This window comes from Microbulbifer discodermiae (genome assembly GCF_040742695.1).
Lineage (GTDB): Bacteria > Pseudomonadota > Gammaproteobacteria > Pseudomonadales > Cellvibrionaceae > Microbulbifer.
The window spans coordinates 30,068-50,092 of the sequence record NZ_JBFLAB010000022.1; the positions used below are offsets into that span (position 1 = coordinate 30,068).

The 20,025-nt window shown below is 57.7% G+C and carries 16 protein-coding genes; 7 read left to right on the forward strand and 9 right to left on the reverse strand.

Going from position 1 to position 20,025, the window contains the following annotated elements; all coding sequences use genetic code 11:
* Positions 1 to 12 precede the first annotated feature (12 nt).
* From AB1S50_RS09865 to narL, 5 genes are all read right to left on the reverse strand, one after another.
* Positions 13 to 888, reverse strand: a complete 876-nt coding sequence (locus tag AB1S50_RS09865) for a transglutaminase-like domain-containing protein (protein ID WP_367150457.1) — start codon at positions 886 to 888, stop codon at positions 13 to 15.
* Positions 878 to 1,714 carry a hypothetical protein gene (locus AB1S50_RS09870; protein WP_367150458.1) on the reverse strand — a complete coding sequence of 279 codons (837 nt, stop codon included), beginning with the start codon at positions 1,712 to 1,714 and terminating at the stop codon, positions 878 to 880. Before AB1S50_RS09870 ends, AB1S50_RS09865 begins: the two co-directional genes overlap by 11 nt.
* A 388-nt stretch (positions 1,715 to 2,102) precedes the next feature.
* The gene (locus tag AB1S50_RS09875; protein WP_367150459.1) at positions 2,103 to 3,119 is read right to left on the reverse strand and encodes a succinylglutamate desuccinylase/aspartoacylase family protein; all 1,017 of its coding nucleotides are present in this window, start codon (positions 3,117 to 3,119) and stop codon (positions 2,103 to 2,105) included.
* Positions 3,120 to 3,243: 124 nt separating this feature from the next.
* On the reverse strand, positions 3,244 to 4,479 hold the full coding sequence (gene moeA, locus AB1S50_RS09880) for a molybdopterin molybdotransferase MoeA (protein ID WP_367150460.1): 1,236 nt from the start codon (positions 4,477 to 4,479) through the stop codon (positions 3,244 to 3,246).
* Positions 4,480 to 4,493: 14 nt separating this feature from the next.
* Positions 4,494 to 5,147, reverse strand: a complete 654-nt coding sequence (gene narL, locus AB1S50_RS09885; protein WP_367150461.1) for a two-component system response regulator NarL — start codon at positions 5,145 to 5,147, stop codon at positions 4,494 to 4,496.
* Between the two features lie 226 nt (positions 5,148 to 5,373).
* Here narL and AB1S50_RS09890 point away from each other — a divergent pair, with 226 nt between their 5' ends.
* Together AB1S50_RS09890 and AB1S50_RS09895 are read left to right on the forward strand one after the other, a co-directional pair.
* Positions 5,374 to 6,987 carry an MFS transporter gene (locus AB1S50_RS09890; RefSeq protein WP_367150462.1) on the forward strand — a complete coding sequence of 538 codons (1,614 nt, stop codon included), beginning with the start codon at positions 5,374 to 5,376 and terminating at the stop codon, positions 6,985 to 6,987.
* Positions 6,988 to 7,068: 81 nt separating this feature from the next.
* The gene (locus AB1S50_RS09895; protein ID WP_367150463.1) at positions 7,069 to 8,229 is read left to right on the forward strand and encodes an NnrS family protein; all 1,161 of its coding nucleotides are present in this window, start codon (positions 7,069 to 7,071) and stop codon (positions 8,227 to 8,229) included.
* Positions 8,230 to 8,245: 16 nt separating this feature from the next.
* Here AB1S50_RS09895 and AB1S50_RS09900 read toward each other — a convergent pair whose 3' ends face one another.
* From AB1S50_RS09900 to AB1S50_RS09910, 3 genes are all read right to left on the reverse strand, one after another.
* Positions 8,246 to 8,569 (reverse strand): hypothetical protein, encoded by a 324-nt coding sequence (locus AB1S50_RS09900; RefSeq protein WP_367150464.1) that lies wholly within the window; start codon positions 8,567 to 8,569, stop codon positions 8,246 to 8,248.
* Between the two features lie 9 nt (positions 8,570 to 8,578).
* Positions 8,579 to 8,953 (reverse strand): SirB2 family protein, encoded by a 375-nt coding sequence (locus tag AB1S50_RS09905; RefSeq protein ID WP_367150465.1) that lies wholly within the window; start codon positions 8,951 to 8,953, stop codon positions 8,579 to 8,581.
* A 204-nt stretch (positions 8,954 to 9,157) separates the two neighbouring features.
* A complete protein-coding gene (locus AB1S50_RS09910) occupies positions 9,158 to 9,463 on the reverse strand; it encodes an ArsR/SmtB family transcription factor (protein ID WP_367150466.1) in 306 nt (101 codons plus the stop codon).
* A 110-nt stretch (positions 9,464 to 9,573) separates the two neighbouring features.
* Between AB1S50_RS09910 and AB1S50_RS09915 the strand changes: the two genes are divergently transcribed.
* The 3 genes from AB1S50_RS09915 to AB1S50_RS09925 all read left to right on the forward strand — a co-directional run bounded on the left by AB1S50_RS09915 (position 9,574) and on the right by AB1S50_RS09925 (position 12,344).
* Positions 9,574 to 10,581: a permease gene (locus AB1S50_RS09915; RefSeq protein WP_367150467.1), complete on the forward strand. Its 1,008-nt coding sequence runs from the start codon at positions 9,574 to 9,576 to the stop codon at positions 10,579 to 10,581.
* A gap of 499 nt (positions 10,582 to 11,080) precedes the next feature.
* A complete protein-coding gene (locus AB1S50_RS09920) occupies positions 11,081 to 11,422 on the forward strand; it encodes a MerR family transcriptional regulator (protein WP_367150468.1) in 342 nt (113 codons plus the stop codon).
* A gap of 58 nt (positions 11,423 to 11,480) precedes the next feature.
* Positions 11,481 to 12,344: a PhzF family phenazine biosynthesis protein gene (locus AB1S50_RS09925; protein WP_367150469.1), complete on the forward strand. Its 864-nt coding sequence runs from the start codon at positions 11,481 to 11,483 to the stop codon at positions 12,342 to 12,344.
* Positions 12,345 to 12,541: 197 nt separating this feature from the next.
* On the opposite strand, the gene AB1S50_RS09930 is transcribed toward AB1S50_RS09925, so the two are convergent.
* On the reverse strand, positions 12,542 to 14,401 hold the full coding sequence (locus AB1S50_RS09930; protein ID WP_367150470.1) for an ATP-binding protein: 1,860 nt from the start codon (positions 14,399 to 14,401) through the stop codon (positions 12,542 to 12,544).
* A 319-nt stretch (positions 14,402 to 14,720) separates the two neighbouring features.
* Here AB1S50_RS09930 and AB1S50_RS09935 point away from each other — a divergent pair, with 319 nt between their 5' ends.
* Together AB1S50_RS09935 and narH are read left to right on the forward strand one after the other, a co-directional pair.
* Positions 14,721 to 18,473, forward strand: coding sequence for a nitrate reductase subunit alpha (locus tag AB1S50_RS09935; RefSeq protein WP_367150471.1), 3,753 nt, complete (start codon positions 14,721 to 14,723; stop codon positions 18,471 to 18,473).
* A 2-nt stretch (positions 18,474 to 18,475) separates the two neighbouring features.
* Entirely contained in the window at positions 18,476 to 20,023 is a 1,548-nt protein-coding gene (narH, locus tag AB1S50_RS09940; protein ID WP_367150472.1) for a nitrate reductase subunit beta, read from the forward strand.
* The last annotated feature ends 2 nt before the right edge of the window (positions 20,024 to 20,025 follow it).

The window sequence follows — 20,025 nt, forward strand, 5'->3', positions numbered from 1 at the left end:
GCACCTGAGTATTTAATTCATTTGCACACTCAATCGCCTATCATAGGCGAGAAATCGCTGGCTATTTTCAAGACGTGAGTGTTGGTCAAAGTTATAAAAAGCGATATAGGACCCATAATTCGAATCGAAATTATTATTTTGTGGGTCCGCGATATTCCAGCGCTCATGCCGCCGAAATTCCGCCCAATTATGATAGTTTTCCGCCCGCAGGCGACCCGAATGGCTGACGGTAAAGCCGCCAATCATTCTAGCGGGGATATTGGAAGCACGGGCCAGAGCGACAAAGGCCGAAGCGAACTCAGTGCAGTCCCCCCGCTTTTCCGTCACCGCATAGCGGGCACCTCTGTCTTCCATCACATACCCGATATCAGTAATATTGCTGTACAGCCAGCTGTTAATTTGCTCCGGTTGCCCGGCTAACCTTTCCACCAATACATTGATTTCCGGTGCGCTGGTTTCAATACCCTCTTCTTCCCCCAACAACGAATCTGGGTTCGGTCCAAAGGGCTGCGGTGTACTGGCCAGATTGACCTGAGCCGTGATGTTCACTACCTGACTCGCAAAGGGAGCGAGATCCTTTAATTCGAATACCAGCGCCTGGTTACCGGACTGGTCTGTGTCCAATGTAAAAGGCAGGTTTGCCCTTAGCATCCTCGTCATTTGGAAGGCATTCTGCTTTACCGGGGCAAATACGCTGAAACTCGCGGCATCAATATGTTGACTGGAGTTATTGGTTACCTGGAAACTATAGCGAATGGTCTTCGCGATATCGTAATTTCCCTTTACCTCTGGAACCGGCCCAAATAGCCACACAGCTCCAACAATCAGCAACAGCATGGCAACAGTGGATACTGCTAGCTGAGAAACGAGCTTTTTCTTAACCAGCACAGCCAGGCATCTCCTCAGGGCTCATTCGTTTAACAGCACCAGCTGCGCTATTCTTAAGTGCGCCTCTGATGGCACTGACTCCACCAGCCACTACAAAGGCTTCATCGGGCAGGGATTGTCGCAATTGGGATTGTACCCCCTGCTCCCGAGCGGATTCGGTCACTAAAAAAACTGGCAGATACCCATTTAGCGAATAGTTGGTATGGGCACTGCGCGCCATCATTGCCTCAGTCGAATTAATTTCGCCCTGAATGGCGGGGATACCAAGTTCGGCCAGCGCTTGTGCAATTTCCTCATTAGAAGCGATGGTTATGGCCCCAAAATGGCTCAGCTCCACTAGAAAGTCTTCTGCTTTAACAGGGGCATGGTCAACTTGTGCAAATCGATTGGGGCGCTCGCCAATCAATATTTTGGGCAGTTCGAATCCTGCGCGGATTAATTCATGACAAAGCTGTGCCAATGCGTATCGCTCGTGAGGAGCCGAAAAGATCAGCAGCGGCCTCTGCTTGAGGAACTGCTTGGTTTTCAACTGCTGGCGGGGGATATTCAGTATGCGTTGCTCACGCCCATTACGTAGCGGAACCGCTGAAATGTGCACAGGGATTATTTGCGCTAACCCGGCGGACAACTCGTTAAAACGAGTGAAGCAAAGCTCAGAGGTATTTTCCGTTGTGCCCTCTATAAGGGTGAGTCCACTTTTTGATTCCTGCGCCATGCAATGTTCAGCATCAGCGGTGATTGTCTGGGAACCTAGTGTATTCTGGCTAAGGGTGAAAAGTACCAGCAATCCAATCGGGCTGAGTATTGATTTAGGAATCCGTGCCAAGGTCAATGACTCTTTTTACTTTTTGAAACTGGAGGGCGCACTTGTATGTAACCCCAGTGCAAAGCGACGCATTTAATTATTCGATTCTTCCAAGGGATAAAACGCCGAATATTCGATTAATTCAAACTATTTAAAAGAAACTCACATACCAGGGAAGGGTACAAGTAAAGGTGCGCCACGTCACCCTATTGGAGGAACTCTGTAGCATAATTGGCGCCTCAAGCATCTTTTTAGTTGAGTAGACGCTATGCCGGTGGCCCCTGTCCTCTGCCGCTAGAGGTTTTGGCTAGGACCTGTTGACATTAACCGAGCTGGTCCTAGTCCAGAACAACCCCGAACTTCGCGACCCCTTGTTGGCCTGGCAGTGTAGATGCCCGGCTGGATGTCATTAGAAGTTCGCATCGGGCAGTAAGCTGTCCTGCAGTATTTCTAGGTTTTCGGCCACTTCGTGGGGCTCGTGAAAGTAGGCGATGTGGTACATGGCCTCGCCCTCCTGGACCAGGGGTATAGTCTGCCGCCCGATAATGATGCCATCGGTGTTGCAGACGACCCGGTTGATCTCCTGACCGTAGAGATTGGTGATGGTAGCCAAAAGCTCTCCCCGGATAACATGATCCCCGAGTGCTTTTCGGTGTTTGACGATACCGCTGTCGGTGGCGCGCAACCAGCCACTGCTCCGGGCGGCGAAGGGTTCGACCACGCGCTTGCCGCGCCCCGGGGGCAGCATGTCCAAATGCCGCAGCACATTCATTATCCCTTTGACGCCGGCGCGGATACTCAATTCGTCGAAGCGCAATGCTTCGCCGGCTTCATACAGCAGGATACAGGTACCCAGGTCGGCCGCCGCCTGTCGCAGGGAGCCATCGCGCAAAGTGGAGTTGAGCAGTACCGGCACGCCGAATGCGCGCGCCATGGCATTGGTTTTTTCATCATCGAGATTGGCGCGGATCTGCGGCAGGTTGCTGCGGTGCTCGGCACCTGTGTGCAGGTCGATACCATAGTCACACTTGGACACTATCTCCTGCAGGAATACGTGGGCCATACGCGCCGCCAGGGAGCCTTTGGCCGAACCGGGAAAGGAGCGATTCAGGTCGCGACGGTCGGGCAGATAGCGGGACTGCTCCAACACGCCGTAGACATTGACCACCGGCACGGCAATCAGGGTGCCGCGCAGCGATTTCAAACCGCGACTGCCGATCAACCGGCTGACTATTTCGATGCCGTTGAGTTCATCGCCGTGAAGGGCGGCGCAGACAAAAATTGTCGGCCCGGGCTTCTTTCCCCGCTGCACGTAAACCGGGATGGCCATGCCTGTACCGGTATACAGATGCACCACCGGCAGGTCTATTTGTCGGCTCTCACCGGGTGCGACGGCAATACCGCCGATTACAAGCTCTGTGTTCATAATGCGGATCAAACTTGATGCGCAAGCAGTTTAGTCCCTGGACACGTCTATGGCTGAAAAGGGCAGTTTCTTTGGTGGGAGAATGGAAGAAAAAGGCGCCTATACCTTGACCGACTGCCGGGATTCAGCCCAGCGGCGCCCGAAAGGGTTCGATGGAGACAATTTCGCCGGCTTCCGCATTGCCGCTGTCCCGGCCCAGCACGATAAAGCAGTTAGCGGCGGCCAGCCCTGAGAGTATGTGGCTGCCCTGGGTTGCCACCGGTTCCACCAGCAGGCTTCCGCAGGCGTCGCTGTGAAAGCTGCCGCGCTGGAAGTCCGTGCGCCCGGGCTTTTTCTTCAGCGGCTTGAGCAATTTGGCGGCCAGGGTCGCGGGGCCCTTCCAGCGGCCACCCTGCATCAGGGTCAGGGCGGGCACAACCAGCTGGTAAAAGGTGACCAGCGCCGATACCGGATTGCCCGGCAAGCCGAACAGGGGTTTGCCCATCAGGTGCCCGAAGGCAAAGGGTTTGCCGGGTTTCATCGCCACTTTCCAGAAATCGATCTGGCCCAGCTCCTGCAACAGTTCCCGGGTATAGTCCGCCTGGCCCACGGATACACCGCCGGAGGTGATGACGGCGTCGGCCTCCCGGGCCGCGCGCTCCAAGGCGGCACCTATGGCCGGCCTGTCGTCCGGCACTATACCCAGGTCCAGAACCTCCAGGCCCATTTCCGCCAGCGCCGCCCTCAAAGCGATACGGTTGCTGTCGTAAATATGCCCCTCAGCCAGGGTTTCTCCCGGTTGACACAACTCATCGCCGGTGGAGAGGAGCGCGATTACCGGCCTGCGCCTTACCTCGACGGCGCCGATACCGGCGGCGGCCAGCAGGGCGACATGGGCTACGGATATGCGTGTGCCGGCGGCCAGTAGTTCCTGGCCCCGACCCACATCCTCGCCGCGGCGACGGATGTGATCGCCCTGGCGAACCTCACCGCTCACAAAAATCGATTCGGCGTCGGCCTCCACCTGCTCCTGCATCACAATGGTATCGGCGCCAGCCGGCACCAGCGCGCCGGTCATGATGCGCACACAGGTTCCGGGATTGACCCTGCCGGCGTAGGGTTCACCGGCAAAGGCGCGGCCAATCAGCTCCAGGGGTTTGCGATGGCTGAGATCCGCATACTGCACCGCATAGCCGTCCATCGCCGAGTTGTCACCGGGGGGCAGGTCGACGGCAGATTGAATGGGTCGGGTCAGGATACGGCCCGGGGCCCGGTCCAGCGGCACCGTTTCGGTTCCGTCGACAGCAGTCAGCGAGTCCAGCAGTCTGGCGCGGGCGGACTCAATTGGCATCAGGCCCGTTTGGCTACAGCAATCTGCCATCGGTTGCTCCCCGGTCAATCGGATTCGGGCCGTTTCTGGTTGACCATCCATACGGCCGCTTCCACCCGGGAGCGCATACCGAGTTTTTTCAACAGGTGTTTTACGTGCACTTTCACCGTGGCATCGCTGATGCCCAATTCGCGGGCGATCAATTTGTTGCTGAGACCATCGGCAATTAATTGCAGTATCTGGTATTCGCGGCTGGTGAGGGTGGAAAGGGCATCGGCACCGGAGTTATCCGGCTTGCGCAGCGCCGAAGCCAGAATTTCAGTGAGCCTTTGGCTGATGGCGAGTCTGCCGTGGGTGGCCTCTATGACCTGGTCGAGAATGTCCTCGGGTTCCATGTCCTTGAGCAGATAGCCATCGGCACCGGCGCGGATACAGGACACCACGTCGGCATTATTGTCGGACACCGTCAGCATCACTATGCGCGAGGTGATGTCGGCGGCGCGCATGGCGCGGAGTGTGTCGAGACCATCCATACCGCGCATATTCAGATCCAGCAAGATGATGTCGGGCTCGTAGCGCCCGGCCAGCTCCAGTGCCTCTTCGCCACTACTGGCCTCCGCGACCAGTTCCAGACAGGGCTCCATGGCGAACAATTGCTTCAGACCTTTGCGAAACAGCGGATGGTCATCAACCATCATGACAGTTGCGGCTTGGGACATGGCGGTACCTGCAAAACCTGTGCTGGTAACCCGACAGTTGATTCGAGCGCCGGGTTAATCGATTCGACTGATGACTTTACCACAGGCAACCCGTATTCGTGCCTACCCACAAAGGATTAAGCCGCAGTCGACTAGGGCAAAAAGGGTTACTTACTGATGGTAATTGAGGGGTGGCCGAAGGCGGATCATAGTGGCAGCACAAAAACTTTCGACAGGAGTGGCCACTGTGTCCGACATATACGAATGGAGCCCTGAAGACAGCCGCTTCTGGCAGTCCAGGGGCAAAAAAATTGCTAACCGCAATCTGTGGATCTCTATTCCGAGCCTGCTGTGCGGCTTCGCCGTATGGCTTTACTGGGGCATTATCACGGTCCAGATGCTGAACCTCGGCTTTCCCTTCGCCAAGGCAGGTCTGTTCACACTGATGGCAATTGCCGGCCTGACCGGCGCGACACTGCGTATTCCCAGCAGTTTTTTCATTCGCCTGTTCGGCGGCCGCAACACCATCGTATTCACCACCGCGCTGCTGATGATTCCCGCTCTGGGCGCCGGTATTGCGCTGCAAAACAAAGAGACTCCGCTGTGGGTTTTCCAACTGCTGGCGCTGCTGTCCGGTATCGGCGGCGGCAACTTCGCCAGCTCCATGTCCAACATCAGTTTCTTTTTTCCCAAGGAAAAACAGGGGCTGGCGCTTGGCCTGAATGCGGGTCTGGGCAACTTCGGCGTAACCACCATGCAGATCCTGGTACCTCTGTTTATGACCTTCGGTGCCTTTGGCGCGGCCGGCGGTGATCCCATGACTCTGGTGAGCAGTTCCGGCTCCCTGATCGGCAAGGTGCCGGCGGGCTCCGATGCCTGGATTCAGAACGCCGGTTTTGTATGGCTGCTGTTGCTTGTCCCGCTGGCGGTGGTGGGCTGGCTGGGGATGAACAATCTGCGCACCGAGGAAGTCTCCCCGGACGTGGGCAATGCGCTGATGTCCATGGTCAAGATGACCCTGATGCTGGGTATTGGCTTCGTCACTGCTATTGTCGGTTTGTGGCTGTTGCTGCCGCAGGCGGCCAACGGTTCCGGCTGGGGAGTGCCCAAGGAAATCGTACTGGTGCTGGTGATAGCGGCCACAGTATTCGGCCTCAAGCTGATCCCCGGCGACATCCGATCCAGCCTCAATCGCCAGTACCGTATTTTCAACAATAAACACACCTGGGCCATGAGCGTCATCTACACCATGACTTTCGGCAGCTTCATCGGCTTTGCGGCAGCTTTCCCGCTGGCCATCAAGGTGATCTTCGGATACAGCCACGTGATGGTGGATGGTGTCATGACCCACGATACCATCAACGATAATGGTCCCAGCGCGTTGATGTACGCCTGGATGGGCCCCTTTATCGGCGCCCTCATCCGCCCGGTAGGTGGCTGGATCGCCGACCGCATCGGCGGTGCCCTGGTCACCCAGGTATGCGCCATAGCCATGGTGGTGAGCGCTCTGGCTGCGGCCTACTACATGAAGGCGGCTTACAACTCAGCCACTCCGGAAGAGTTTTTCCTGCCCTTCTTCCTGTTGTTCCTGGTGCTGTTCGCGGCCACCGGTATCGGCAACGGCTCGACTTTCCGCACCATCGCCATGGTCTTTCCGAAGGAACAGGCGGGCCCGGTACTGGGATGGACCTCCGCGGTGGCCGCCTATGGTGCCTTTTATATCCCCAAGGTGTTCGGCGAACAGATCAAGGCCACTACCCCCGAGTATGCGCTGGTGGGCTTTGCGGTCTTTTACGCTCTGTGCCTGGTGATCAACTACTGGTACTACCTGCGCCGCAACGGGGAATTCTACAATCCGTGACCGGTGCAGCTTGCAGCCCAGGGCGTTTTCGGGGAGGCTCTGCCTCTCCGTTTGTTTTTCCGGGCCAGAGAGAGGACAGGAATGATGCAAATCCTTGATCGCGGTCGCGAAGAGGCCATAGCGCCGATCTGGCGTATGCCGTTTCGACCGTTTTTCTGGAGTGCCGCCGCGTGGAGTATCTTCGCGCTGATCGTATGGCAGGCACAACTCTCCGGCTGGCATCTGCCGGCACTGCGCGGCGGCATCACATGGCATGCGCATGAAATGCTGTTCGGCTTTGCCGCCGCAGTGGTGGTGGGGTTTCTCGGCACCGCCATGCAGACCTGGACCGGCATTCCCTCCCCCCGGGGCACCCAGCTGATTCTGCTGGTGGCTCTGTGGCTGCTAGCGCGGCTGGGCTACCTGTTTGCACCAGTGCCCATCTGGATGCCGGTGGTGGCGGAGAGCACTTTTTTCCTGCTTGCGGCGGTCATGCTGGGAGGGCGGGTTTTACGCGTCAGACAGTGGCGCAACCTGTTTGTGCTGCCGGCCCTGCTGGCTTTTGCCGGACTGGCCGCCTACCACTGGCTGCTGCCGGCCCGGCAGGGACACGCGGCCCTGTTAACCCTGCTGCTGGTGACGGGAATTATCCTGGTGATCGGGGGACGGGTGATCCCCTTCTTTACCGCGCGGCGCTTCCAAGTGGTGCAGGCGGACAAGCTGGCGGTGGTCGAGACGGGCACACAGTTGGCAATGGTGCTCCTGCTACTTGCGGTGGCCGGCGGTCTGCCCAAGCCAGTCTGGGCGCTGCTGGCATTGGTGCTGGGGCTACTGCAACTGGTGCGCGCATACCGCTGGTATTGCCGCGAGATCTGGCGCGAACCACTGGTGTGGTCACTGCAGGTCAGTTACTGGCTGGTGATACTGGGCTTTTTTCTCGCCGCTTCGGCCTGGAGCGGGGTGGGGCCCGGTACCCAGAGTGCAGCAATACACGCTTTCGCAGTGGGTGGCATCGGCGGCCTGATTCTGTCCATGATCAGCCGCGTCAGCCTGGGCCACACAGGCCACAAGCTGTCGGCACCGGCCCTGATGCCGGTCGCATTCGCCGCCCTGGTGATCTCGGCCCTGGCGCGCATCTTCTGGGCCCCGGCCCCGGCGGGTTTCCTCCTGGCGGTGGCGGCCTGGGTGCTGGGTTACGCCCTGTTTCTGCGCTATTACACCCCAATGCTGTTTCGGGCGCGCCCGGACGGCCATCCGGGCTGAGCTTTGACCTGAGCGGTCAGCCGGCCGCCACATTTTCACCGGCCCCGGGTGACAGTGTCAGCAAACCGTTCGCCGCCAGCGCCGCCTGGACGCGGCGGCAGCACTTGCCCAGCGCGGCCAGGTCACCGAAGCTCGGCACCTCGCCCGCAGCCAGGCGCTGCTCCCAGTGCCACAGCTCCAGATCGATAAATTCCAGAAGTTTTTTCGCACAGCCACGGCAGGGTCCGGCGCACAGCTGCGCCGCGGGGAGGGAGAAGGGGAAGCTACTGCGGGCCCTGCCGATAAGGGCGCGCATGGCACTGACCCTGTCCGGTTTGCGCCTGCGCAACGGCCTGGCCATAGCGACGCTTCAGCTAAACGGCCAGGGCGATTTGGTTATTGCCGCCCCCAGCATATACAGGAAACAGCCACAGGCGGCGAGCGCCGCCAGCAGCCGCACCCGGTTGTTGGTGGCGGCGCGCAGAGTGATAACCCCAAAGATAATATATCCCACCAATGCGCCCAGCTTTGCCAGCAGCCACGGCTGCTGCAGTGGAAGCCAGTGCAGGCGGGCAAGCAGCGCCAGCGCCGAGATAAAAAGTGCCGTATCCAGCAGGTGGGGCACAGTGCGTGCGAACCGCGCCCGTACCCAGGCAGCCGCTGCCAGCGCGCCACCGGTGCGCAGCAGAAAGCCTGCAAAGGACGCCCCGGCCAGGGTAACGTGCAGTGTTTTCAACCAGTCCAAACGGCTCTCCCCCCGGTTGCAGCGGAGTCAGCTCAGTGCGGCCGGCGGTTGCCGACTCGCAAAAAACAACCGCCAATATAAGCGGCCGTCATTACTGCCACAAGCGAGCAGCCGGGTTCATTGTGGGTAGTCGGGTGGAGCGGCGCTGAGCCGCGAACCAGAGGGCCGGGGAGGTGTCTGCCCGTGGGGACAAAGCACCGCGACTCACTGGTCCCGCCCGGGCCTTTCATCCACACAGCACTCCTCCTGCAGAAACTCAATCAGTCCGAACAGGGCCTGGTACTGGGGCACACAATACAGGGTTCGCCCCTCCCGCCGCTGCTCCACCAGGCCCACAGATACCAGCCGGTTGATATGGTGGGATAGGGTGGAGCCAGGCACGCCCAGGGCCGCCTGAATCTCACCCACGGGTATCCCCTGCCGCCCGCCCCTGACCAGCAAACGGAATATCTCCAGGCGGGTGATATGGCCCAGCTCCGCGAAGCGTGTGGCGACGGTTTCGGCCTGCATAGGGAATCCCCGGTCAATCGGTATATTTCGACATTACCAGAAGTATCTTGCATCGGCAAAAAGACTGCGATAATATATTTCCATTAGTCTAGAAATATCGAGGTATTGTCATGTCTCCCGAGACCCTTGCGATGCTGGAGGAAGCGCTGGGAATGTTCGCCCTTCTGGGGGTCGAACTGACCGCGCTGTTTCTGGTGATCAGCTTTATTGTCGGTGTAATCCAGGAGCTGTTGCCCGCGGGTAAAATCCAGTCGATCCTGAGTTCCAAGAACGGCAGGGGCTACTTCTCCGCTGCCCTGCTCGGTGGTGTAACCCCCTTTTGCAGTTGCTCCACCATTCCCATGCTGACCGGCTTGCTGAAGGCCCGTGCCGGATTTGGACCCACGGTCACCTTCCTGTTCACCTCGCCGCTGCTGAACCCCATTATCATCGGGCTGTTCCTGGCCACCTTCGGTCTAAACGTCACGCTGGCTTATGCAGCCATCGCCCTGACGGTTTCCGTAACCGCCGGTTACCTGCTGGAGAAAATGCGCTTCGCCCGCTATATACGCCCGGAGTTATTGAACGGCAAAACTGCCACCGGTTGTGGCGGCGCCAATGGCGCAGCGGATAGTGCCGCACCCGTGTCGAGCTGTGGTGAGGGTAGGGACACAACCGGCTCAGCCACTGCCTGTGGCGGCGGTGCCGCCGCGATCGCCGCACCGGACAACCGCTGGGCGCGGGTCTGGGCCGAGACCTGGAGCCAGTTCAAGGGGGTAATGCCCTACCTGCTGCTGGGGATTTCCATCGGCGCCTTTACCTACGGTTTTATGCCCGCCGAGCTGATCGCCAAATACGCCGGGGCGGACAACCCGCTGGCGGTGCCCCTGGCCGCGGTGATCGGTGTGCCGCTGTACATACGCGCGGAAGCGGTGATTCCCCTGTCCGCGGCGCTGCTGGCAAAAGGTATGGGAATGGGAGCCGTGATGGCGCTGATCATCGGTAGCGCCGGCGCCAGCCTGACCGAAGTGATTCTGCTGAAGTCGCTGTTCCGCAAACCCATGATCGTGGCCTTCCTGCTGGTGATCTTTGGTATGGCGATTCTCGCCGGCCTGCTGTTCAATGTGTTTTTTCACTAATCGGGATGATTGGTGGTTACCGTGAGGCCCGCAATAACTGCGGCAAATGGACTTCCTTGCGTTGGGAGAGGCACCTCGCCAGAGGATAATCCTGCAAGCTGATGGCCTGCGGGTGCTGTTCGACTTAGTCGAAGATGGAATTGCTCCATTACCGAAGCGGGCTTCCACGCCCGCTAAGGTAGTCATTCTGAAAACCCTGGCGCAACTGTATGGGGCAGCTGGTTGGTTGTCACGGGCTTCCGCCGACCAGCAACCCTATAATGCCGCCTTCTCTGTGCGATCTGCTGGATTGCTAGCACCAAGGCAAGCAATAGTGTCAGAGCCTATATTGAAAAACATTTTTCGCGCCAATAATGGGTACAATAACTAATACGATCAGGCCCTGGGAAGCAGCGTGGACAAGAAAATCTAAATAAAGCCACAGTAACCTTTGCCAAACGGGTTGTTTAGGATCAAGCGCTCGCTATGAGCATGGTGCTAATCCGAAGGTGAGATCATAATGAAAATAGGGACAGTGAGCAGCAAGACAGGCCTGGGTATTCATACGATCAGATATTATGAAAAACAAGGTTTAATCAAAAAACCTGCCAAGGATACGAGTGGCCACAGAACCTATGACTCCAGGGATTTGGAGATACTGAACTGGATCTCTTGCATGAAAAGCTCAGGGATGTCTTTGAATAAAATTAAAGAGTACACAAAAGCTTTCTATGCAAATGAAAACGCTGCCTGTGTAGCGCTCCTGAAAGAACACTTGAAACACCTGCTTGCACAGCAAGAGAATATTGAACACTACATAGCAGTTACAGAAAACAAAATTTTTAGACTTAAAAGCGCTTGACATAGAGCATAGTCTAGATTGCTAACCTTATTTTCATCTTATTGACAGGAGTGGATAAATGAAAGTAAAGGTTATAATCGTGAATGCTTTTGTGGATGGCAGAAAAGGAGGCAATCCTGCTGGCGTGGTTCTCGATGCTGACCGACTGTCTGGCAAGCAGAAACTTGAGCTAGCCCGCCAAGTAGGTCTCTCTGAAACCGCTTTTGTTTCAAAATCAGATAGCGCTGATTTTAAACTTGATTTTTATACACCGCATAAACAAATAGCCCATTGTGGGCATGCAACCATCGCAACATTTAGCCTTCTATCTCAGCTTGGCCTGGTGAAAAACCAACAGACCTCTAAAGAAACAATTGATGGAAACAGAGCTATAGAGGTGTTGGGAGATTTCGTTTATATGGAGCAAGCGAAACCAAAATATGCTGACACAGCTCCCAACATATCCGACATATGCCAAATTTTAGGTATAAATGAGAGTCGCACAATCTCACCTCCTGCCATTGTAAGCACAGGGAATTCTTTTTTAATTTTAGGAACAAAAACGCTCAAAGACTTACAGAGCCTCACTCCATCTTACACAAAGATTGCAGAGATGTCTGAAAAATACAACCTCATTGGTTTCTATATTTTTAGCCTGGAAACCAATAGCAGCAACAGGGATGCGAGTACACGGATGTTTGCGCCGCATTACGGCATTAAAGAGGAGTCAGCCACAGGTATGGCCGCGGGCCCTCTTGCATGTTTTCTGCATGACCAAATGAAATTGAATAAAGAAATATTCTATATTGAGCAGGGGTACTCAATGCAGCCAGCTTCTCCCAGCTGTATAAAGGTGGTTTTGTCGAGAGAGGGGAAAGTAATCAAAAAACTCAAAGCCGGAGGTGTGGGCGTGGCCTCTAGAAATGCAGAAATTGAAATCTAACGAAAATTTAGCTATGCCCTAGACTGTGGTCTTGGGACGTCAACATGAGAAGGGGCTCAAAACTCTGACCGCAGCCAGCCGTATAGGTTGCTCCAGATGACCGGAAATCCGAAAAGGGCTTTTGCCAAAGCTCCGACGCTGCCAAGGTGTCGTTGGAGCTGATATTGCGCAACGAAAAGTCTTAGGGCCTGTTGACACTAACTGAGTTGGCCCTGCTGCCGCCACACCAGCTCCCGCTCGCGGGCATAGTGAGGAATAAAATTGAACCGCACCTCAGTGCCACCTTCAGCGCGCCGGCAGATTTCCAACTCACCGCTCAGGTTGCTGGCACGTTCCTGCATGATAGACATGCCGAAGTGGTTACGCTTTTCCGGCGCACTGCTGATACCGATGCCATTGTCGCGGATGCGGACATTCAGGGACTGGTCTTCGGCCTGGGTCAGGCTGATCTGCACCATGTTCCCCTGGGAGTGATAGACCGCATTTTGCGAGGCTTCGCGCACCAGTTGCAGCAGGTGGATTTCCTCGTGGGGGGTGAGGGGCACCTCGTCCAGGTGATAGTCCAGCAGGACAGTAATTTGCGGGTGCTGTTCGCGATAGGCGAGGATGGATTGCTCCAGGATATCGCGCAGGCCACCGGGGCCTATCTGCAGGCGGAAGGTGGTGAGCAGCTCGCGCAACTGGCGGTAGGAGGCATCCAGACCCTGTTTCAGTTCCGCGATGATTTCCTCCACTGCAACCCTGTCCACTTGCTCGCGGCGGTTGGCGCGGTTGAGCCGGGTTACCTGGATTTTCAGGTAGGAGAGAGACTGCGCCAGAGAATCGTGCAGTTCCCGCGCGATAATGGCGCGCTCATCCAGCAGGGCAACGCGCCTTTCCTGGGCCTCGCGCTCGTTAATGGCGATGGCGGCGGTAACACTGTCGGAGAAAGTGCCCAGGCGCTGCTGTTGTTCATCGTCCAGACTGTTGCCACTCGGCAGAGTACACATCAGCACGCCGTAGTTGCGCCTGTCCACTTCCAGGGGAAAGCGGTAGACGCGGAATTCACCATCATCAGAAGCGCCACAGTGGCTTACACACGAGGTGCAATCACTACCTGTGCACTGGCTGCTGCCGTGCCCCTGCACCAGATGCTCGTAAGGGGACTCGCCCTCCGGGGTCATCAGACACAGGTCCAGGTTGTCCAGATCGGCCACACTCGCGAACTCCTTCAGCCACTGCTCCAATTCCGCCCCGGCCAGGGGCCCTTCGCCGATACGCCGCGCGAGTCGGTACTGGAAGTCCAGCGCCTCGTGGCTCTTTTGCAGTTGCGCGGTCTTCAGTTCGACCCGGTGGGCCAGGTCCCGCTGGGTAGCGTGGATCTCGTCACTCATATAGTTGATGGTGCGTGCCAGCACGCCCAGCTCGTCCTTGCTGTCGATTTCCAGTCGGTGCTGATTGAAATCTCCCTGGGCAATACTCAGGGAACGGTTGGTGAGTTGCTTGAGGGGCTGTTCCACCGAGCGGTGGAGTATATACAGGGACAGGTACACCAATGCCACTATGGCGAAGAGGGAAGCCACCTGTACCAGGCGGAGCAAATTGATCTTCTCTTCGGCGATAGTCTGGTAGTCGAACACCAGGGTGTTTACGTCGTCAATAAAGGGTTCCAGGCGGCTGGCCAGTTGCAGGGAGTCCATATCGGTGTGGCCGCCCGCGACCGAGTGCAGCAGCGGCCGTATTTCTTCCTCCCAGCTATGCATCACCTTGTTGTAGTGACGCGCTGCGCGCAGATTGTCGCCGGTACTGAAATCGGAAATGCTCAGCACCCTTGCCAGGCGCTGTGCCACCTCGTCCGCCAGCTCATCGGTGGCCTGTATGTCGCCGGAAGGTGCGGTAGCTGCCAGCCGGTAGCTCATGGCGCGCAGGGAGCCGGCCAGGTTCACCACAGCGGCGTCATTCCCGGCGGCATCGGAAATAATATACGAGGCCATCATGGAACTCAGGGCCACCAGCACGGTGAGCAGCATAAGCGTGCCGATGCGGTAGACGATGGATTGTCGGATTCGGTTCAGCATATCCGCTTCACTCTGCTCCCGGGCGGCTGTGGTCGGAGATTCCTATTGTGCCGCCCGCAGCGGTTCAAAGTAGTGAGTACCACCAAAGACCGCCAGTTTCGCACAAAAATCGACCTTTAGGCTGTTTTTTGATCGCCGCTCTTGCCAATAGTGGCTCCCAACACAATACCGGTCGTCCACCAACCCACTTTCACTACCTCCTCGGGGGTAGTTGGCCGCATTTCTACCCCTTTTTGGTCAGGTGATCCCCTCCGGGGGGCCTTTTATATTCCCCCCAAACCGATGCTTTAACCGCATTTCGATGCCCTGGGAGTACCGCATGAGCCATTTCCTGGACCAACTGAAATACCTGAAAAAACACAAAGAGCCCTTTTCCGGGGAACACGGTGAAAAAACCGACGATGACCGCAGCTGGGAAGATGGCTACCGCCGCCGCTGGCAGTTTGACAAGATAGTGCGCTCCACCCACGGGGTGAACTGTACCGGTTCCTGCAGCTGGAAAATTTATGTGAAAGACGGCCTGGTCACTTGGGAAACCCAGCAGACCGATTATCCGCGCACCCGCCCAGACCTGCCCAACCACGAGCCCCGAGGCTGCCCGCGCGGTGCCAGCTACTCCTGGTACATGTACTCGGCCAACCGCCTCAAGTACCCGAAGATCCGCAAACGCCTGGTAAAACTCTGGCGCGAAGCCAAGTTAAGGCACAGTGATCCGGTAGAAGCCTGGGCCAGCATTGTGGAGGACCCGGCCAAGGCCAGGTCCTACAAAGAGCGCCGGGGAATGGGTGGCTTTGTGCGGATCAAATGGGATGAAGCCAATGAGCTGATCGCCGCTGCCAACGTCTACACCACCAAGCAATACGGACCCGACCGGGTAACCGGCTTCTCGCCGATTCCCGCCATGTCCATGGTCTCCTACGCCGCCGGTGCCCGCTATCTGTCATTGATCGGTGGCAATTGCCTGAGTTTCTACGATTGGTACTGCGACCTGCCGCCCGCCTCTCCGCAGATTTGGGGCGAGCAGACCGACGTGCCCGAATCCGCCGACTGGTACAACTCCAACTACCTGATCGTGTGGGGTTCCAATGTGCCCCAGACCCGTACCCCGGATGCGCACTTCCTCAGCGAGGTGCGATACAAGGGTGCCAAGACCTGCGTAATCACCTCCGACTACTCCGAGTGCTCCAAGTTTGGCGACACCTGGCTGGCACCGCGCCAGGGTACCGATGCGGCCCTGGCCATGGCCTTCGGCCATGTGATCCTGAAAGAATTCCACGTCGACAAGCCCAGCGCCTACTTCACCGAGTATGTGCGCACCACCACCGATATGCCGATGCTGGTGACCCTGGAAGAGCACAACGGCAAGCTGACACAGGGCCGCTTCCTGCGCGCCTCCGACCTGGCGGATGACCTCGGCCAGGACAACAATCCGGAATGGAAGACTATCGCCGTCAATTGCGATGGCCAACTGGTTTCCCCCCAGGGTTCCGTAGGTTACCGCTGGGGCGAGCAGGGAAAATGGAATATCGAACAGCGCGATGGACTCAGTGGCGAAGAAGTGGAGTTGAAACTCAGCCTGAAAGACTGCGCCGATGAGATCGCCCAGGTGGCCTTCCCATACTTTGGTGGCCAGACCCACGAGCACGACTATTTCCAGCACACCGACCACAGCGATGTGATCGACTACAAGGTGCCGGTGAAGTTTGTGCAGAACAAAGACGGCGAGGTACTCAAAGTCGCTAGCGTCTACGATCTGACCCTGGCCAACTACGGCGTAGAGCACGGTCTCGACGACCCCAACTGCGCTCACAGCTACGACGAAGACAAGCCCTACACACCCGCCTGGCAGGAAAAGGTGACCGGCTGTCGTCGCGAGAATGTCATCCAGGTAGCGCGCGAGTTCGCCAACACCGCTGACAAAACCCGTGGACGCTCCATGGTGATTGTGGGTGCCGCCCTCAACCACTGGTACCACATGGATATGAACTACCGTGGCCTCATCAATATGTTGATGATGTGCGGTTGTATCGGCCAGAGCGGCGGTGGCTGGGCCCACTATGTGGGGCAGGAAAAACTGCGCCCGCAAACCGGCTGGACCCCCCTCGCTTTCGGCCTCGACTGGCAGCGTCCGCCGCGCCATATGAACGGCACCTCCTTCTTCTACAACCACGCCAGCCAATGGCGCTACGAGAAGTTGGAGATGGACGAAGTGGTTTCGCCATTGGCCGACAAGAGCAAATGGCAGGCTTCTATTATCGATTACAACAGCCGCGCCGAGCGTATGGGCTGGCTGCCCTCAGCGCCGCAGCTGGGTATGAACCCTCTGCAGCTGACCAAAGATGCCACCGCTGTGGGTATGTCCGCCAAGGATTACACGGTGCAGCAGCTCAAGCGCGGCGCGCTCAAGTTCGCCAACCAGGACCCGGATAACCCGCAGAACTATCCGCGCAATCTGTTTATCTGGCGCTCCAACCTGCTGGGTTCCTCCGGTAAGGGCCACGAGTATATGCTGCGCCACCTGCTCGGCACCAAGCACGGCCTGATGGGTAAGGACCTGGGCGAAGCCGGCGGCAAGAAGCCGAAAGATGTGGCCTGGCATGACACCCCCAGTGAGGGCAAGGTGGACCTGCTGGTGACACTGGACTTCCGTATGTCCACCACCTGTCTCTACTCCGACATTGTGCTGCCAACGGCTACCTGGTACGAGAAGGACGATCTCAATACCTCCGACATGCACCCCTTTATCCACCCGCTCACCAAAGCAGTGGACCCGGCCTGGGAAGCGCGCAGCGACTGGGACATCTTCAAAGGTGTGGCGAAGAAATTCTCCGAACTGACCGACGGCCACCTGGGGGTGGAGAAGGACTTGGTGACCCTGCCAATCCACCACGATACCCCCACCGAAATCGCCCAGCCCTTTGGGGTGAAGGCCTGGTGGAAGGGCGAGTGTGACCTGATCCCCGGCGTTACCGCGCCGAGCATGATCGAGGTGGAGCGGGACTATCCCAACACTTACAACCGCTTTACCTCTATCGGCCCGCTGCTGGAAAAACTCGGTAATGGCGGCAAGGGTATCAGCTGGAATACCGATGACGAGGTGGACTTCCTCAAGAAGCTCAACCGAACCTGGTCTGAGGATTCAAGCCGCGACGGCCGCGCTCGTATCGACAGCGCCGTGGATGCCGCCGAAATGATTCTGTCACTGGCCCCCGAAACCAACGGCCAGGTGGCGGTGAAGGCCTGGGAAGCCCTGGGCAAGATTACCGGCCTCGATCACACTCACCTGGCCAAGCCCAAGGAAGACGAGAAGATCCGCTTCGCCGATATCGTGGCGCAGCCCCGCAAGATCATTTCCTCGCCCACCTGGTCCGGCCTGGAAGATGAGCATGTGAGCTACAACGCCGGCTACACCAATGTGCACGAGCTGATCCCCTGGCGCACCATCACCGGCCGCCAGCAGTTCTACCAGGATCACGAGTGGATGCGCGACTTCGGTGAGACCATGTGTGTGTACAAGCCGCCCATCAACCTGAAAACCGTACAGCCGGTGCTGAACCAGAAGCCGAATGGCAACAAGGAGATCCTGCTGAACTGGATCACCCCGCACCAGAAGTGGGGCATCCACAGCACCTACTCCGACAACCTGCTGATGCTCACCCTGTCCCGCGGAGGACCCATCGTGTGGATGAGTGAGAACGACGCCAAGCAAGCGGCTATTGAAGACAACGACTGGATCGAAATCTTCAACGTCAACGGCGCCATTGCCGCCCGCGCGGTGGTGTCCCAGCGGGTGCCGGACGGCATGGCCATGATGTACCACGCCCAGGAGCGCATCGTGAATACACCGGGAGCGGAAACCACCGGCACCCGCGGCGGTATCCACAACTCCGTAACCCGTGCGGTGATGAAACCCACCCATATGATCGGCGGCTATGCCCAGCAGTCCTACGGTTTTAACTACTACGGCACCGTGGGCTGTAACCGGGATGAGTTTGTGGTGGTGAGAAAAATGAACAAGGTGGACTGGCTGGATGGCGAAGATGCCAAAGCGCCGGCGCGAGAGGAGGTGTAGCAATGAAAGTTAGAGCCCAGATCGGCATGGTGCTGAACCTCGATAAATGTATCGGCTGCCACACCTGCTCGGTGACCTGTAAAAACGTCTGGACCTCCCGCGAGGGGGTCGAGTACGCCTGGTTCAATAACGTCGAGACCAAACCCGGTGTCGGCTATCCCAAGGAATGGGAAAACCAGGACAAGTGGAACGGCGGCTGGGAGCGCAAGAAAAACGGCAAGTTGCAGCCGAAGATCGGCAGCAAGCACCGGGTACTGGCAAATATTTTTGCCAACCCGGATATGCCGGAAATCGACGACTACTACGAGCCCTTCGACTTCGACTACCAGACATTGCACAAGGCGCCGGAGCAGAAGCACCAGCCGGTGGCCCGCCCACGTTCGCTGATCAGCGGCGAGCGCATGGAGAAGATCGAATGGGGTCCCAACTGGGAGGAGATTCTCGGTACCGAATTCGACAAGCGCAAAAAGGACAAAAACTTCGAGCAGGTGCAGGCCAATATCTACGGTGAGTTCGAAAACACCTTTATGATGTACCTGCCGCGGCTTTGCGAGCACTGCCTCAACCCCGCCTGTGTGGCGGGCTGCCCAAGCGGCGCCATCTACAAGCGTGAGGAGGACGGCATTGTCCTGATCGACCAGGACAAGTGCCGCGGCTGGCGCATGTGTGTGTCCGCCTGCCCTTACAAAAAAATCTACTACAACTGGAAAACCGGTAAATCTGAGAAGTGTATCTTCTGCTACCCGCGGATAGAGGCGGGCCAGCCCACCATCTGTTCCGAAACCTGTGTGGGCCGTATTCGCTACCTGGGGGTGCTGCTCTATGACGCCGACCGCATCGAAGAAGCCGCTGCGGTAGAAGACGAAAAAGCCCTCTACCAGGCCCAGTGCGATATTTTCCTCGACCCCAGCGATCCCAAGGTCCAGGAAGCTGCCCGCGCCGAGGGTATCCCCGAAGCCTGGCTCGAAGCTGCGCAGAACTCCCCGGTGTACAAGATGGCCATCGACTGGCAGATCGCCCTGCCGCTGCACCCGGAGTACCGCACATTGCCCATGGTCTGGTATGTGCCGCCATTGTCACCAATCCAGAACGCAGTGCAGGCCGGCCAGGTGGAGACGGTTACCGTGGGCCGCGGTGCCGAGATCCCGGATCTCTCCACCCTGCGTATTCCGCTGCAGTATCTGGCCAACCTGCTTACCGCCGGGGATGAGAAGCCAGTGGCCCGCGCCCTGGAGCGCATGATTGTGATGCGCGCCTATATGCGCGGCATCCATGTGGATGGCATACAGGAACGCGAACTGCTGGAAGAGGCTGACCTGACCGTAGCCCAGGTAGAAGAGATGTACCGCTATATGGCCCTGGCCAACTACGAGGACCGCTTCGTGGTACCCACCAGCCACAAGGCCTACGCCGAAAACGCCTACGATATCAAATCCGCTTGCGGCTTCAGTTTCGGCAACGGCTGCAGCACCGGCAACGACAGCACCAATATCTTTGGTGGCAAAAAGCAGACGGTGCGTGAAGTGATCCCGGCCAAGCTAATCGATTGAGG

Excerpts from the sequence above, each read along its gene's own strand:
- AB1S50_RS09875 (WP_367150459.1), bottom strand. The coding sequence starts at position 3,119 with ATGAACACAGAGCTTGTAATCGGCGGTATTGCCGTCGCACCCGGTGAG.
- AB1S50_RS09920 (WP_367150468.1), top strand. The coding sequence starts at position 11,081 with ATGAAAATAGGGACAGTGAGCAGCAAGACAGGCCTGGGTATTCATACG.
- narL (WP_367150461.1), bottom strand. The coding sequence starts at position 5,147 with ATGTCCCAAGCCGCAACTGTCATGATGGTTGATGACCATCCGCTGTTT.
- AB1S50_RS09930 (WP_367150470.1), bottom strand. The coding sequence starts at position 14,401 with ATGCTGAACCGAATCCGACAATCCATCGTCTACCGCATCGGCACGCTT.
- AB1S50_RS09935 (WP_367150471.1), top strand. The coding sequence starts at position 14,721 with ATGAGCCATTTCCTGGACCAACTGAAATACCTGAAAAAACACAAAGAG.
- AB1S50_RS09900 (WP_367150464.1), bottom strand. The coding sequence starts at position 8,569 with ATGGCCAGGCCGTTGCGCAGGCGCAAACCGGACAGGGTCAGTGCCATG.
- AB1S50_RS09895 (WP_367150463.1), top strand. The coding sequence starts at position 7,069 with ATGATGCAAATCCTTGATCGCGGTCGCGAAGAGGCCATAGCGCCGATC.
- AB1S50_RS09925 (WP_367150469.1), top strand. The coding sequence starts at position 11,481 with ATGAAAGTAAAGGTTATAATCGTGAATGCTTTTGTGGATGGCAGAAAA.
- AB1S50_RS09910 (WP_367150466.1), bottom strand. The coding sequence starts at position 9,463 with ATGCAGGCCGAAACCGTCGCCACACGCTTCGCGGAGCTGGGCCATATC.
- narH (WP_367150472.1), top strand. The coding sequence starts at position 18,476 with ATGAAAGTTAGAGCCCAGATCGGCATGGTGCTGAACCTCGATAAATGT.
- moeA (WP_367150460.1), bottom strand. The coding sequence starts at position 4,479 with ATGGCAGATTGCTGTAGCCAAACGGGCCTGATGCCAATTGAGTCCGCC.
- AB1S50_RS09915 (WP_367150467.1), top strand. The coding sequence starts at position 9,574 with ATGTCTCCCGAGACCCTTGCGATGCTGGAGGAAGCGCTGGGAATGTTC.